Below are 15,235 nucleotides of genomic sequence, written 5' to 3'. Positions count from 1 at the left end.
ATCCTCACCGTCTTTTCAGCGACGGTGGTGGCACGGTTTGGCAGGTGGCGGCAATCCATTCGCACCGTCATCCTGACGAAAGTCAGGATCCAGGGTTACGAACGCTGTCTTTCTTGGCTCTGGATCCTGACTTTCGTCAGGATGACGGACGCGGGTTCAGCGCGCGATCGGTTCTCCACTGACGGGCACATAGGCGTCGATCAGCGCGCCGACATAATCTGGGTTCCGGCTCGTCAATTCAGCGGCGGCGTGCGCGTGACCGTAGATGAAGCCGTAGACCGGGTAGACGCCGCCACCGAGGCCGTCGACGTCCTTGTACCAGACCTTCACGTCGCTCCAGTCGTTGTTGCGCGAGACGTCGAACAGCGTGACGTCCTGTTCGGCATGCCCGCGTTCGCCGTTCTGCCGCGACCAGTTGGCATGCGTCAGCATCACGACCCGCTTCTCGACGACGCGGCTGACAACCGCGACATGCCCCATCGGCAGGCGCGCGGTCTTGGCGAAGACGATCACCGCGCCTTCCTTGGGCTTGTGCGTGCGTTCGTATTTGCCGTCGGCCTGGCTCCACCAGGTCCAGGCATTGCCGTAGATCTGGATGCCCGATGCGGCGCGTGCGAACGGCACGCATTCGCCGACATAATTAAGCAGCGAGCTGGCATTGGCGCTGGCAGCCGATGCGGTGAGGGCGATGGCGAGGAGCGTTCGGGGGAGTCGCTTCATGGGCCGACGGTATCAAGCGGCTGATGACTGGTCGGTTGCGGCCTATGGTTAACGAGGCGCTCTGCCGCGTTTTCGGGCAGATCGCCGCGGGCATACAGCGCCCAGTCGACGCCGGACAGGAGCGCGCGTCGTCTGACGATCAGCAGGCGGTAACGCGCGGCGCATCGTACCACCGTGCTCGCGGCCGGGGCATCGTCGTCGAGATCGACGTGCAGGAACTCCGCCGCGGGGCAATCCTGCGCGATCGAAAGCGGATAGCCGCGTTCGGCGGCTCCGACGCGCAACGTGGCGATCGGGCGGAGATGATCGACGAGCACGATCGCGCCTGATGGGTCGAGCGCTGCCATCGCCGCGATCGCGGCGCCGGTATCCCCCGGCGCAACGTTGATTGGGAAAGATCGTCGCGGATGCTCGCGACGACGATCGTGGCGAGAATGACCATGCTGACGAAGCGGATCGTGCGGTGCTTGCCGAGGCCGTCGGCGAGCAGGTGCGCGAGCAGCACGAGGATCGCGAGCGAGGACAGGAGGAAATAGCGCGGCATGCCGGTGTTGCCGACGCGCAGGACGGCGAGGCCGAGCGGGAGGCCGACGATCGCGACGAGATAGAAGATCGCGACCGGCTCGCGTCTCCGGACGATCGCGACGAGCGCGAGCCCGATACCGATCGTCACGACGCCCGCGAACCACGCCGGTGCGGCGAGCCCGCCGACACTGGACGCGACCATCATGACGAGCGCATGGCCCATCGCGGCGGGCGAGAACGCGACGTAATCGCCGACCTGCATGCCGGTGGGGCTCACGGCGGCGGCGCCCAGCACGACGCCAAACACGGCTGCGGTCGCGACGATCGTCGGTAACAGGAGGCGGATCGTGCGGGCCGTCGCAACGTCCGCAGGATGACGATTTCGCAGCGCGACCGCGATCCAGAGGGTGATCGCGCAGAGGCCGAACACCATCGTCAGTTGCGAGAACAGCCCAAGCGTGGCGAGTGCGGCCAGTCGCCACCTCGGCCACCGTGTGTCCTCAGCCGCGGCAAACCAGCGCTGGACGATCCAGACCATCGTCATCAGCGCGAGCAGCATCGGCATGTAGCCCCGCGCTTCCGAACCGTAATCGACCATGATCGGCGACACTGCGAAGAGGGCGGCCGCGACGAGTGCGTGGCGGCCACTGCGCTGCGCGCCGATCCCGGCAGCGACGAGGATCGTCGCGGTCCCCGTGGCGATCGACAGCGCGCGCAGTGCGAGCGGCGGTGCGCCGTAGCCGCACAGCCACATCCACAGGCTGTTCAGATGATGGTTGTTGTCATGGTTGATCGCGGTGAAGATCCCGAGCGGGGTCCGGGTACGCTCGACCATGACGGCGGACCAGGCTTCGTCGACCCACAGGCCACCGCGCGCGCTCCACAGACGGAGGGCGAGGCCGAGAAGGGTGATTGCAGTGAGCGCGAGTGCCATGTGGAAGGTTCGCGGAGTGCGTCCGCGCGAACCTGTCGATCCTCCTCCGCCAGGGGGAGGTGGCAGGCGTAGCCTGACGGAGGGGAGGTGAGAGGCAACATCGGTTTCGTGTCCTCCCCCTCCGTCGCCTACGGCGCCACCTCCCCCTTGCGGGGGAGGATTGCAACGGTCCGGCAGCTATGGCGCGGTCAGGTTAAGGTCGTCCTTACCCTGGTTCTTCTGGCGTTTCGCCATGAACGCGAGGCGTTCGAACAGCATGACGTCCTGTTCGTTCTTGAGCAGCGCACCGTGTAAGGGCGGGATCGCCTTGGTCGGGTCGCGGTTCTGGAGGATGTCGAGCGGCATGTCCTCGTGGAGCAGCAGCTTCAGCCAGTCGAGGAGTTCGCTGGTCGAGGGCTTCTTCTTCAGGCCCGGCACGTCGCGGACGTCGTAGAACAGGTCCATCGCCTTGCTCACGAGGATCTTCTGGATGCCAGGGAAATGCACGTCGACGATAGCCTGCATCGTGCCGCGGTCGGGGAACTTGATGTAGTGGAAGAAACACCGGCGCAGGAACGCGTCGGGTAGTTCCTTCTCGTTGTTGCTGGTGATGATGACGATCGGGCGCTCGACCGCGCGGACGGTTTCCTTGGTCTCGTAGACGTGGAACTCCATCCGATCGAGTTCCTGCAACAGGTCGTTGGGGAACTCGATATCGGCCTTGTCGATCTCGTCGATCAGCAGGACGGGCGGCGCGGGCTGCGTGAACGCCTCCCAGAGCTTGCCCTTGCGGATATAATTGCCGATGTCGTGGACGCGCGCATCGCCGAGCTGTCCGTCGCGCAGGCGGGCGACCGCGTCATATTCGTACAGGCCCTGCTGCGCCTTGGTGGTCGACTTGATGTTCCACTCGATCAGCGGCGCGCCGAGCGCCTTGGCGATCTCGTAGGCGAGGACGGTCTTGCCGGTGCCGGGTTCGCCCTTGATCAGCAGCGGGCGGCGCAGCGTCACGGCGGCGTTGACCGCGACCTTCAAATCGTCGGTCGCGACGTAGCTCTGGGTGCCCTCGAAGCGCTTCATGCGATGTCCCGTCCGGTTCTGAATACCGGGTATGGATAGAGGGTTTTCGCAGCCCCGTGCAAGCCGGTTACAGATCGCCGCGGGCGCTCGCACGGGCTTCGAGCAGCGACCATAGGCCGCGGTGCTGCGCGAACAGCTGTTGCGCGCCGAACAGGATCGCGCGCTGGGTGCCGGGCGAGGTACCGAGCGCCGCGATCACCGCCTCGGTGTCGACGTCCGAGGGAAATGTCGGTGCAGGTACCGCGAGGCCGAAGCGTTCGGCGGCGATATCGAGCATGACGCGGATCGCGCCCCAATCGAGCAACAGCGCCGCGACCGCGCCGGTCGCGCAGCCGCGCCGCTCGGACCGGGCGAGCATTTCGAGTGCGTGGCGTTCGCCGACCAGCGCCGATTCGGTTTCCGCCTGGCCGGGAGTCGAGGGCAGCGGGCCGACCGCGGCGGTCAGCTGCGCGAGATAGGTGCGCTCGTCGACGAATCCGGCGGCGGCGGCGGTCAGCCAGTCCTGTGCCTCGGGCTGGACCGCGTTTGTCAGGACATCGGCGATCATGCCGGGATGGTCGCCGTGCACCGAGCACAGCGCGTGGACCGCGTCGGTCAGGTTGCGAGCCGCCTGCCCGCCGGCAACGAGGCGGCGATAATGGGGGTGCGCGACGCTGCTATCGACCTCGGCCAGCCGGACGAGCGCCTGCCATGCGCTGTGCTCGCCTACGGGCTCGATGCCCTGCGGTATTGTGGTCGAGACCATCATACTCCGGTCGTGCTGCGCCGTGGAACGATCGTCCACGGCGGGGTTCTCGTCGGTCCGTTTAAACGAAGCGCGTAAAGACGCGGTTTACGCGGTGGTAATTATCTCATGCTCATCGGTCGGCAATCGGAATGGCCGAGATCGTCGTTGCGATGCGCCCTTTACGCCGCCTCATGCCGTCGCGATAACGCGCCACCGAACATCTTCGGGCCGTCGGGCGGTATCCGGCGGGATGATCCCACGGAGTCTACAGGATGCGAACATGGTTGCTCGGGCTTGCGCTTGCTTCGGTCGGAACCGCCGCGATGGCTGCTGATCAGGTGGCCCCGGCGGTAGCGCCCGCCGAGCCGGTCAAGCCTATCGAGGCGGCTAAGCCCGGCGATCTGACGATGGCACGCGTCTTCGGCAATCCGGACCTGTCTGGCTCTCAACCGCGCGCGGTGCGGCTGTCGCCGGACGGCACGCTGCTGACGAGCTTGCGCAACCGCGACGACGAGAAGGAGCGCTTCGATCTCTGGGCGGTCGATACCGCAACCGGGCAGGCACGCATGCTGGTCGATTCGAAGAAGGTCGGCAGCGGTGCCGAGCTGACCGAAGCCGAGAAGATGCAGCGCGAGCGTGCTAGGATCGGCGGACAGAAGGGCATCGTCGCGTATGACTGGGCGCCCGACGGCAAGTCGATCCTCGTGCCGCTCGACGGCGACCTGTATCTCGCAGGGCTCGACGGCAAGGTCACGCGGCTGACCAACACGCCCGGCGGCGAGCTGAACCCGGTGGTCAGCCCCAAGGGCGGCTTCGTCTCGTTCGTCCGCGACCAGAACGTCTTCGTCCAACCGCTGAGCGGTGGCGCCGCGCGCGCCGTCACCACCGGGGGCGGCACGGTTCACTTCGGCGAGGCGGAATTCGTCGCGCAGGAGGAAATGGATCGCCGCACCGGATACTGGTGGTCGCCCGACGAGCGCTATGTCGCGGTCGAGCGGTTCGACGAGGCGCCGGTGCACACCGCAACGCGTGCGTCGATCGGCGCGACCGGGACCAAGGTGTATGAGCAGCGCTACCCGGCGGCCGGTACGCCCAACGTGCTGGTCGACCTGTATATCATGAAGCCCGATGGTTCGGGGCAGGTGAAGGTCGATCTGGGCACCAACCCGGATATCTATCTGGCGCGCGTAGACTGGACGCCGGACGGCCGGATGCTGCTGGTCCAGCGCCAGAGCCGTGACCAGAAGCTGCTCGAGATGCTGCGTGTCGATCCCGCGACCGGCAAGTCGACGGTGCTGTTCACCGAGAAGTCGGGCGTAAAGAGCTGGCTCAACCTGTCGGATGCGTATCATGTGCTCAAAGACGGCAGCCTGATCTGGCGGTCGGAGCGGAGCGGCTACGGGCATCTCTACCGGTTCGCGTCGGGCAAATGGACGCAGCTGACCAAGGGCGACTGGGTCGTGACCGATCTGGTCGGCGTCGATGAAACGAAGGGGCGGCTGTTCTTTCTCGGCAACAAGGACAACGTGCTCGAACAGCAGCTCTATTCGGTCGACGTCGCCAAGCCGAACGCGATCACCAAGCTGACCGAGGCCGGCTGGTGGAACAGCGCGACGATGGATGCGGCAGCCAGCCGGTTCATCATCTCGCGCTCGAACCCCAAGCAGCCGACCCAGGTCTATCTGGCGGACGCGACCGGCAAGCGGCTCTCGTGGATCAACGAGAATGCAGTGGTCGAGGGGCACCCCTATTACCCGTATCTGTCGAGCCATCAGGAGACCAAGTTCGGCACGCTGAAGGCGAAGAACGGCATGACGCTCTATTATGAGATGATCACGCCGCCGCTGGAGCCGGGCAAGAAATACCCGGTGTTCTTCGAACATTATGGCGGCCCCGGCACCGGCCAGCAGGTCACGCGCGGCTGGCAGGGCGGCTTGCCGCAATATCTGGTCGATCGCGGCTGGATCTACTTTAAGATCGACAATCGCGGCTCGTACAACCGTGGCAAGGCGTTCGAGGACCAGATCTATCATGCGATGGGGACGGTCGAGGTCGAGGACCAGCTGTCGGGTGCGAATTACCTGAAGTCGCTGCCATTCGTCGAGCCGACCAAGATCGCGACCTATGGCTGGTCGTATGGCGGCTATATGTCGTTGAAGATGCTGGAGAAGACGCCGGGCGTGTATGCCGCGGCGGTCTCGGGCGCGCCGGTCACCGACTGGCAGTTGTACGACACGCATTACACCGAGCGGTATCTGGGTGATCCGGCAAAGGATCCGGCAAGCTATTCGACCTCGGCGGCGGTTGAGGAGGCGAATAAGATCGTCGATCCGCTGCTGCTGATCCATGGCATGGCGGACGATAACGTGTTCCTCGACAATTCCACCAAGGTCGCCGCGCGCATGCAGGCGACCGCGACACCGTTCGAGATGATGTTCTACCCGGGGTACACGCACCGCGTATCGGGGCCTGGGATCAGCGAGCATGTCTGGGGGACGATCCTGAACTTCCTCGACCGGACGGTGAAGGACAAGCCGGTGCCCGAGGCGGCTGCGGTTCCGGTCAAGTAAACGCCGGTGCGGTTCGTCGAGACGTTTCACCTGTGGCCGTTCCTCGACACGCTGGTGAGCTATATCGCCGCGTTCGTGTTCGGGACGCTGATCGGGGCGGAGCGGCAGTATCGCCAGCGGACCGCGGGGTTGCGGACGAACACGCTGGTCGCGCTCGGGTCGGCGGCGTTCGTCGATCTCGGGCAGCGGCTGGGCGGCGACGTCGAGTCGATCCGGATCATCGCGTACGTCGTGTCGGGGATCGGCTTCCTCGGCGCGGGCGTGATCATGAAGGAGGGGATGAACGTCCGCGGCCTCAACACCGCGGCGACGCTGTGGTGCTCGGCTGCTGTGGGGTCGTGCGCGGGGAGTGACATGATTGCGGAGGCGGGGTTGCTGACGTTCGTCGTGCTGTTGGCGAACACCGCGCTGCGGCCACTGGTCGACGGGATCAACCGGATCCCGACCGAGGGGCGGACGATCGAGGCTACGTATAGCGTGATGGTGACGGTTGCGGCGGGGGATGCCGGGCCGATCGGCGATCTGGTGGTCGAGCATCTCGAGGCTGCGCAGTTGCAGGTGGCGGAACTGGACGTGACCGAGCGGGGGGAGGACCGGGTCGAGATTGCGGCTACGCTGGTGGCGACGAACGTGCCGGCTGGGGAGCTGGATGCGATCACGGATCACCTGGCGAAGGTGCACGGGATCGAGCATGCGACGTGGCAGGCGCGCACGCACGATTGAGGCGGGGGCGGATCTAGCTGTTCACCTTCCCAGCCACCACCCCGGCGAAGGCCGGGGCCCAGTTGGAAAGGTCGCAGTAATGGACGGCAGCGCTCAGTTAGCAACGTCCCCCAATTGGGCCCCGGCCTCCGCCGGGGTGGTGCTACTGCTCAGGCAAGTGCTGATCCACATCGCTGAGCACTAGCTTGTTCCCCCGCGAAGGCGGGGGCCCAGTCTGGGCCCCCGCCTTCGCGGGGGAACAAGGAAGCAGGTGCAACGGTCGCCGCGATCCCCCCAAACTCCCCTATCCGCGCAACAAGTCGAAAGCCGTTGGACCTCACCGCGCAACGTCGGTACTGCCCGCCCCAAGTCCAATCGGAGTGACAACATGGGTTATCGGGTGGTGGTCGCAGGGGCGACCGGCAATGTCGGGCGTGAGATCCTCAACATCCTGGCGGAACGCGAGTTTCCGGCGGACGAGATCGCCTGCGTCGCGTCGTCGCGCAGCCAGGGGTTGATGGTCGACTACGGCGACACCGGCAAGCAGATCAAATGCACGAACATCGAGCATTTCGACTGGAACGGCTGGGACATGGCGCTGTTCGCGATCGGCTCCGAGGGCTCGGCGATCTATGCACCGATCGCTGCGGCTGCCGGCTGCGTGGTGATCGATAATTCGTCGCTGTACCGCATGGATCCCGACGTGCCGCTGATCGTGCCCGAGGTGAACCCGGAAGCGATCGACGGCTACAAGGTCCGCAACATCATCGCCAACCCGAACTGCTCGACCGCGCAGATGGTCGTCGCGCTGAAGCCGCTGCACGATGCGGCGAAGATCCTGCGCGTGGTCGTCTCGACCTACCAGTCGGTGTCGGGCGCGGGGAAGGCTGGTATGGACGAGCTGTTCGAGCAGAGCCGCAACATCTTCGTCGGCGATCCCGCAGAGCCCAAGCTGTTCACCAAGCAGATCGCGTTCAACGTGATCCCGCATATCGACAGCTTCCTCGACGACGGCTCGACCAAGGAAGAGTGGAAGATGGTCGTCGAGACCAAGAAGATCCTCGACAAGAAGATCAAGGTCACCGCGACCTGCGTCCGCGTGCCGGTGTTCGTCGGCCATTCGGAAGCGATCAACATCGAGTTCGAGAACGAGATCTCGGCCGAGGAAGCGCAGAACATCCTCCGTGAGGCGCCCGGCATCATGCTGGTCGATAAGCGCGAGGACGGCGGCTACATCACCCCGATCGAATGCGTCGGCGACTTCGCGACGTACATCAGCCGCGTGCGCGAGGATCCGACCGTCGAGAACGGTCTGAACCTGTGGTGCGTCAGCGACAACCTCCGCAAGGGCGCGGCGCTGAACGCGGTCCAGATCGCCGAACTGCTTGGGCGCCGGCATCTGCAGAAGGCGTAAACCGCGCGGGGCGACTCGCCCCGATATCGACTGCTTCGATCCGCCTGACCGCGTCGCCATCAAGAATGGCGGCGCGGTTTCTGGTTTTCGGAGCGGGCCCAAAATTTTTCGGCGCTCGTCGCGGGGCCTTCAGACCCACTTCGACAATTGGCCACATAACAAACCTTGTTATGTTTTGGGTGAAATGTTGATCTTCGGTCAGGAGTGGGCCGGTTAACATGTGGAGATAAGCTCAACTTTGATGTTTCATAATACTATAGTATATAACCGATTTAAGTATAAATTCGGAATCCGATCATATTGGCTAGATATCAAACCCGTTTTAATAGGTAACTTACTGTTAGTAATCATGGGTCGAGGCTTCCCACGTTCCGGTCACTAGGTTGGAAGACAACCAGTGTCCGGTGACGGTTGGGCTGCATTTGCAGTCGCTTGTGGAGGTTATCGGCATGTCTATCGCATCGGCTTATGGGAATGCGTCGCAAGCTCGGAATTCGGGCGTCACCACATCCGGGACGGACCAAACCGCCCGGCCGCGGCGCGACACGAGCATCATGCGGCAGATCCGGGGCGGCGTATCGCTGATTGGGCTCGCCGCCACGACGACGCTCGCGTCACAACCAGCCGTTGCCCAAATTGTCCCGCCACCCAACGTCGTTGGCGTTTGCTCCGGCGTCAGCCTCCCGAAATCGGTCGTTACCGAGATCATGCGCCCGGTCATCGGCGGGGTCGTCACACCGATCGAGAACACGCTCAATCCGATCCTGACGACCGTGAACCGAATTCTCCTCGTGCCGTTGGTGGGCGGGCTGATCCCGGCGCTTCCCGCAACGACGCAGACCATCGACGTCGACGGGTTGCTGACCTCTGCGGCCGATGGCGACGACATCACGCTGAGCGTACTGGACATAAACGGAAATGCGATCGGGCCGAATTCCAACTGCGTTTCGCAGGCGGACGGTTTTGAGCTCCGGACCCCGGCCGGCATCGCGATCGGCGGCAACCGGATCACCGGGCTCGGCGCGACCGGGGCGGCGGCGTTTGCAGGCGAGGAGAACTCGATCGCGTTCGGCAATGGGTCGGTGACCGATGCGACCGCGCTGGGGTCGATTGCGCTCGGCACCAATGCTGGCGTCGGTGCGGGCGCGACGGGCGCGGTTGCGCTGGGTACGGGGGCGACCGCCACCGGCGTCAACGGCGTTGCGTTGGGGGCGAACAGCATTGCCGCGCGCGGGCCACAGGCGGATTACGCCGCGATCGGGCTTGCCGCGCTTCAGAACTCGGCGGGCGAAGTTTCCGTCGGCACCGTAGGTGGCGAACGCCAGATCACCAACGTCGCGGCAGGCTCGGCGGACACCGACGCGGTGAACGTCAGCCAGCTTGCCGGCGTCCGGGCGCAGATCGGCACGGTTGCCAGCGGTGCGGTCCAGTATGACGATGCGACCCGAGCAAGCGTGACGCTGGGCGGTGTCGGTGCGGCGGCACCGGTCGCGCTAACCAACGTTGCGGCGGGCACGCTCGACGCGACCTCGACCGACGCCGTCAACGGCAGCCAGCTGTTCGCGACCAACACCAACGTCACCAACCTGACGACCAACATCGCCAACGGCGCGATCGGCGCGGTGCAATATGCCGACGCGGCCACGCCGACGGTTCCAAACGGCGGTACCCCGACCAACGATGTTGCGCTGGTCGGTGCCACGGCAGCACCGGTCGGGCTGCACAATGTCGCGGCCGGCGTCGTCGCGGCAGGCTCCACCGATGCCGTGAATGGCGGCCAGCTGGCGACCGTGTCCGGCCAGGTCGGCGATCTCGCCACGCTGGCGGTGCAGTATGACGATGCGGCGCGCGCGCGGGCGACGCTCGGCGGTGTCGGTGCGGCGGCACCGGTCGCGCTGACCAACGTTGCGGCAGGTACGCTCGATGCGGCCTCGACCGACGCCGTCAACGGCAGCCAGCTGTTCGCGACCAACACCAACGTCACCAACACCAACACCGCGCTGACCAACCTGACCACCAACATCAGCAATGGCGGCATCGGCGCGGTCCAGTATTCGAACGCCGCGACGCCGACCGTGCCCAATGGCGGTACCCCGAGCAACGACGTCGCGCTGGTCGGTGCGGCGGCAGGGCCGGTCGGGCTGCACAATGTCGCCGCGGGTGTCGTCGCGACGGGATCGACCGATGCGGTCAACGGCGGTCAGCTTTCCACGGTCGTCGACCAGGTCGGCACCCTCAACACGCTGGCGGTGCAGTATGACGATGCGACGCGCGTGCGGGCGACGCTCGGCGGCGTCGGTGCGGCGGCACCGGTTGGCCTCGGCAACGTCGCGGCTGGCGCACTGGGTGCCACCTCGACCGACGCAGTCAACGGCAGCCAGCTGTTTGCAACCAACACCAACGTTACCAACCTCACCACCAACATCGCCAATGGCGCGATCGGTGCCCTGCAATATTCCAATGTGGGTACGCCGACCACGCCGAACGGTGGCGTGCCGTCGAACGACGCCACGCTGGTCGGCGGCGCAGCCGGTGCGGTCGCGCTGCACAATGTCGCCAACGGGGTGGTTGCAACCGGGTCGACCGACGCGGTCAACGGCGGTCAGCTGGCGCTGGTCTCCGGCCAGGTCGGCACGCTCAACGGGCTGGCGGTGCAATATGACGACCTGAGCCGGTCGCGCGTCACGTTCGGCGGGGCAGGGGCTGCGCCGGTGGTGCTTGGCAACGTCGCGGCAGGCACGCTCGGCGCGGGTAGCACCGATGCGGTGAACGGCGCACAGCTCGGCGCCACCAACGATGCGGTCGGCGTCAACACGACCAACATCGCGAACATCAACACCAGCGTTACCGCGCTTCAAACCGACGCCTTGCTGTACGACAGCACGCTTCAGGCGTTCAGCGCGAACCGTGGTGGCGCAGCGCAGCGCATCACGAACGTGGCTGCGGGTGTGCTGGGCGCCGGCAGCCTGGATGCCGTCAATGGCGGGCAGCTGTTCGGGCTGGGCAGCAGCGTTGCCTCCGCACTCGGCGGGAGCTCGATCTACGATCCGGGTACCGGCGCGGTGGCTGCTGGCATCCTCTATGGCGGCACCACCTATGGTAGTGTGCAGGGTGCCTTGTCCGCGATCGAGACATCGCTCGGCGGCATGCCGACGAGCGCAGATCTGCGCTATTTCAACACGACCTCGGTCATGGCGGACTCGCGGGCGATGGGTACCGATTCCACGGCGATCGGCCCGAACGCCGTCGCCAGTGCCGATGGCGCCATCGCCGCCGGGCGCAACACGGTCGCCGCGAGCGCGGGATCGGTGGCGATCGGCGACGGTTCCAGCGCGATCACCGGCAGGGCGGTGGCGATCGGCTTCGCCAATATCGCGTCCGGTGACGGCGCCGTGGCGATCGGCGATCCCAATATCGCGACCGGCGACGGTGCGGTCGCGCTTGGCCGCGACAACCAGGCAACGGGGATCGGCGCGGTGGCGCTGGGCGACACCAACTTCGCCACCGGCAACGGATCGGTATCGATCGGCCAGACCAACCAGGCGACCGGCAACGGGACGATCACGATCGGCACGAGCAACGTCGTCAACGGTCTTGGCGCGCTGGCGCTCGGCAACCGCAACCAGGTGAATGGCGATGGCTCGCTCGCCTTCGGGTCGGACATCGTGACCGGCGGCGTCAACACGCTGGTAGTGGGCAACGCCAGCACCGCCACGGGAGACTTCGCCGCCGCTTTCGGTAACAACTCGGCCGCGAGCGGCCTGAACGCGACGGCGCTCGGCACCGCCGCATCGGCGTCGGCGGACTATACGCTGGCCGTCGGCGAACGCTCAGTCGCCTCCGGCTTCGGTTCGTCCGCGCTTGGTACGCTTTCGTCGGCCACCGCCTTCGCCTCGACCGCGCTCGGCGCAGGGGCGATCGCCAATCTGGAAAACAGCGTCGCGCTGGGCAGCGCCTCGTCGACGTTGCGCGGTGGGGTCGCCAACTACACCGCGTTCGGCCTCACCGGCGCGCAATCCTCGATCGGCGAGATCGCGGTTGCCCGCACCGCCGACTATGTCGATCCGGCCACCGGGACGTTCGCGCCGCTCGGCACACGCCAGATCACCGGCGTGGGCGCTGGCAGCGAGGATACCGACGCGGTCAACGTCGCGCAGTTGCGCGGTGTCTCGAACACGCTGGGCAACGCGTTCGTCGCAAGCCTCGGCGGCGGTGCTGCGTACAACGTCACGACCGGCGCGATCACCGGCCCGAGCTACGTCATCAATGGCACGACCTACACCAATGTCGGCGATGCGCTTGCCGGCGTGGGCGGGCAGATCGGCCAGGTGGCGACGAACAGCGTGAGCTACGACAATGCCGCACAGACCTCGGTGACGCTCGGCGGAGTGGGAGGCACGACGATCAGCAATGTCGCGGCGGGCGCGATCAACGCTACATCGACCGACGCGGTGAACGGCGCGCAGCTTAACGCCATCAACCAGGCGGTCGCTTCGAACACCACGGCGATCACCAATCTCGGCAATACCGTGAGCGACCTGTCGACCACGGTCACCACTCTCGGGGGGACCGTCGCCAATCTCGGCGCCTCGGTGACCAATGTCAGCACTGCGGTCACCAATCTCGGCAACGATATCAACAACGGCGCGATCGGGACGGTGCAATATTCCAACCCCGGCAGCCCCACGACCCCCAATGGCGGCACGCCCACCAACGACCTGACGCTGGTCGGTGCGGCGGCTGGTCCGGTCGGGCTGCACAATGTCGCTGGTGGATCGATCGCCGCGGGATCGACCGATGCGGTCAATGGCGGGCAGGTGTACGCCCTGGCGCTGACCGCCGTGAACGCGGTGTCGTACGGCACTGATGCGAACGGCGTCCGCACCAACACGGTGACGTTGGCGGGAGGCAACGCGGCGGCACCGGTGACGGTCACCAATGTTGCCGCCGCAGTCGTAGCAGCGGGATCGACCGATGCGGTGAATGGTGGTCAGCTCTACACCACCAATCAGGCGGTCGCGACGGCGCAGGGTACCGCGGACAGCGCCTTGGCGCTCGGCAGCAACTCGGTCCAATACGGTGCCGGACGGACCAACGTGACGTTCAACGCAGGCGGCGCGGCAACCGTGCTCAGCAACGTCGCGGCGGGCGTGTCGACCACCGACGCGGTCAATGTCGGGCAGCTGAATTCGAGCATGAATTCGGCGGTGACGCAGGCCAATGCGTATACCGACGGACGGATCGCGGCGCTCGACTTCGACCTCCGCTCGGTGCGACGCGACGGCTATGCGGGCACGTCGGGCGCGCTCGCGGCAGCCGGACTTCCCCAGGCGTATGAAGCAGGCAAGGGCATGGTCGCGATCGGTGGCGGCACCTATGCCGGACAATCGGCAGTCGCGGTCGGCATGTCGAAGGCGTTCAACGACGGGCACACTGTGGTCAAGCTGAGCGGCACCTACGACTCGCAGGGTCGGGCCGGTGGCTCGGGCGGGATCGGGTATCAGTTCTGATCTGCCCAAGACGACGACGGGAACGGGCGGCCTTCGGGTCGCCCGTTTTCGTTTGGCGGCGTTGACAGACGGGTTCGGGTCTCCGAACGGACGCCGACACCATTGCAGGATGAGACCGTGGCGAGCACCCCGAGCGAGACCCAATATTTCGACAGCTTCGACGGCACGCGCCTCGCGTGGCACGAAGTCGGTGAGGGACGCGCGGTGGTGCTGATCCACGGCTATTTCTCCGACGCGAAGACCAACTGGATCCGCTACGGCCATGCCGCGAAGATCGCCGCCAAGGGCTTCCGCGTGATCATGCCGGACCTGCGCGCGCATGGCGCCAGCGACAAGCCGCATGGGCTGGAGGCGTATCCGGCGGATGCGCTGACGCAGGACGGCCATGCGCTGATCGCGCATCTCGCGCTGACCGAGTATGATCTGGGCGGCTATTCGCTCGGCGCGCGGACGACGTCGCGGATGCTGGCAACGGGCGCGGCGCCGCGGCGGGTGATCTTTTCGGGGATGGGGCTGGAGGGGCTGACGCAGACGTCGCGGCGTGCCGGGCATTTCCGCAATATCCTGACGAAGCTGGGCCAGCATGTGCAGGGTACGCCGGAGTGGCTGGCCGAGGCATTCCTGAAGACTACCGGTGGCGATCCGGTGGCGTTGCTGGGCATCCTCGAGACGTTCGTCGACACGCCGCTGGAGAGTGTGAAGGCGATCCAGCAGCCGACGCTCGTGGTGTGCGGCGGGGAGGACCAGGACAACGGCTCGGCGCCGGATCTGGCTGCGGCGCTGCCCCACGGAACGTATGTCGAGACTCCCGGCGGCCATATGAGCGCAGTGGTGAAGCCCGAACTTGGTCAGGCGATCGCCGACTTCCTGGCCGCCTGACTTGGCTCCTCATTGATCCTCCCCCGCCAGGGGGAGGTGGCTGGCCCTTGCCAGACGGAGGGGGAGGAAGGAGAAACCTCTGTTGCGTGCCCTCCCCCTCCGTCACCTTCGGCGCCACCTCCCCCTGGCGGGGGAGGATCACAGGGTTGGCCGGTAGGCGGTTGACCGGGCGGCGGCGGACCATCACTCTGGGCG

9 protein-coding genes are annotated in these 15,235 nt (G+C 66.0%); 5 read left to right on the top strand and 4 right to left on the bottom strand.

Going from position 1 to position 15,235, the window contains the following annotated elements; genetic code table 11:
- Positions 1-156: 156 nt before the first annotated feature.
- The 4 genes from QP164_RS07555 to QP164_RS07540 all read right to left on the bottom strand — a co-directional run bounded on the left by QP164_RS07555 (position 157) and on the right by QP164_RS07540 (position 4,022).
- The gene (locus QP164_RS07555) at positions 157-720 is read right to left on the bottom strand and encodes a CHAP domain-containing protein (RefSeq protein ID WP_333922752.1); all 564 of its coding nucleotides are present in this window, start codon (positions 718-720) and stop codon (positions 157-159) included.
- 139 nt (positions 721-859) lie between these two features.
- Positions 860-2,179 (bottom strand): hypothetical protein, encoded by a 1,320-nt coding sequence (locus tag QP164_RS07550; protein WP_333922751.1) that lies wholly within the window; start codon positions 2,177-2,179, stop codon positions 860-862.
- Between the two features lie 177 nt (positions 2,180-2,356).
- On the bottom strand, positions 2,357-3,238 hold the full coding sequence (locus tag QP164_RS07545; protein ID WP_333922750.1) for an AAA family ATPase: 882 nt from the start codon (positions 3,236-3,238) through the stop codon (positions 2,357-2,359).
- Between the two features lie 67 nt (positions 3,239-3,305).
- Complete coding sequence (locus QP164_RS07540; protein WP_333922749.1) at positions 3,306-4,022, bottom strand: DUF6975 family protein; 717 nt, start codon at positions 4,020-4,022, stop codon at positions 3,306-3,308.
- Between the two features lie 266 nt (positions 4,023-4,288).
- On the opposite strand from QP164_RS07540, the gene QP164_RS07535 reads away from it, so the two are divergent.
- From QP164_RS07535 to QP164_RS07515, 5 genes are all read left to right on the top strand, one after another.
- Entirely contained in the window at positions 4,289-6,535 is a 2,247-nt protein-coding gene (locus QP164_RS07535; protein WP_443027430.1) for a S9 family peptidase, read from the top strand.
- A 6-nt stretch (positions 6,536-6,541) separates the two neighbouring features.
- Positions 6,542-7,258, top strand: a complete 717-nt coding sequence (locus QP164_RS07530; protein ID WP_333922747.1) for an MgtC/SapB family protein — start codon at positions 6,542-6,544, stop codon at positions 7,256-7,258.
- 367 nt (positions 7,259-7,625) lie between these two features.
- Complete coding sequence (locus QP164_RS07525) at positions 7,626-8,651, top strand: aspartate-semialdehyde dehydrogenase (protein ID WP_056482153.1); 1,026 nt, start codon at positions 7,626-7,628, stop codon at positions 8,649-8,651.
- 554 nt (positions 8,652-9,205) lie between these two features.
- Entirely contained in the window at positions 9,206-14,161 is a 4,956-nt protein-coding gene (locus QP164_RS07520; RefSeq protein WP_333922746.1) for a YadA-like family protein, read from the top strand.
- 117 nt (positions 14,162-14,278) lie between these two features.
- Complete coding sequence (locus QP164_RS07515; protein ID WP_333922745.1) at positions 14,279-15,040, top strand: alpha/beta fold hydrolase; 762 nt, start codon at positions 14,279-14,281, stop codon at positions 15,038-15,040.
- The last annotated feature ends 195 nt before the right edge of the window (positions 15,041-15,235 follow it).

Source organism: Sphingomonas sp. LR59 (genome assembly GCF_036855945.1).
In the GTDB taxonomy this organism is placed as follows: Bacteria; Pseudomonadota; Alphaproteobacteria; order Sphingomonadales; family Sphingomonadaceae; genus Sphingomonas.
The sequence above is the reverse complement of the archived record's forward strand: the minus strand, read 5'-3'. Positions and strand labels throughout refer to the sequence as shown.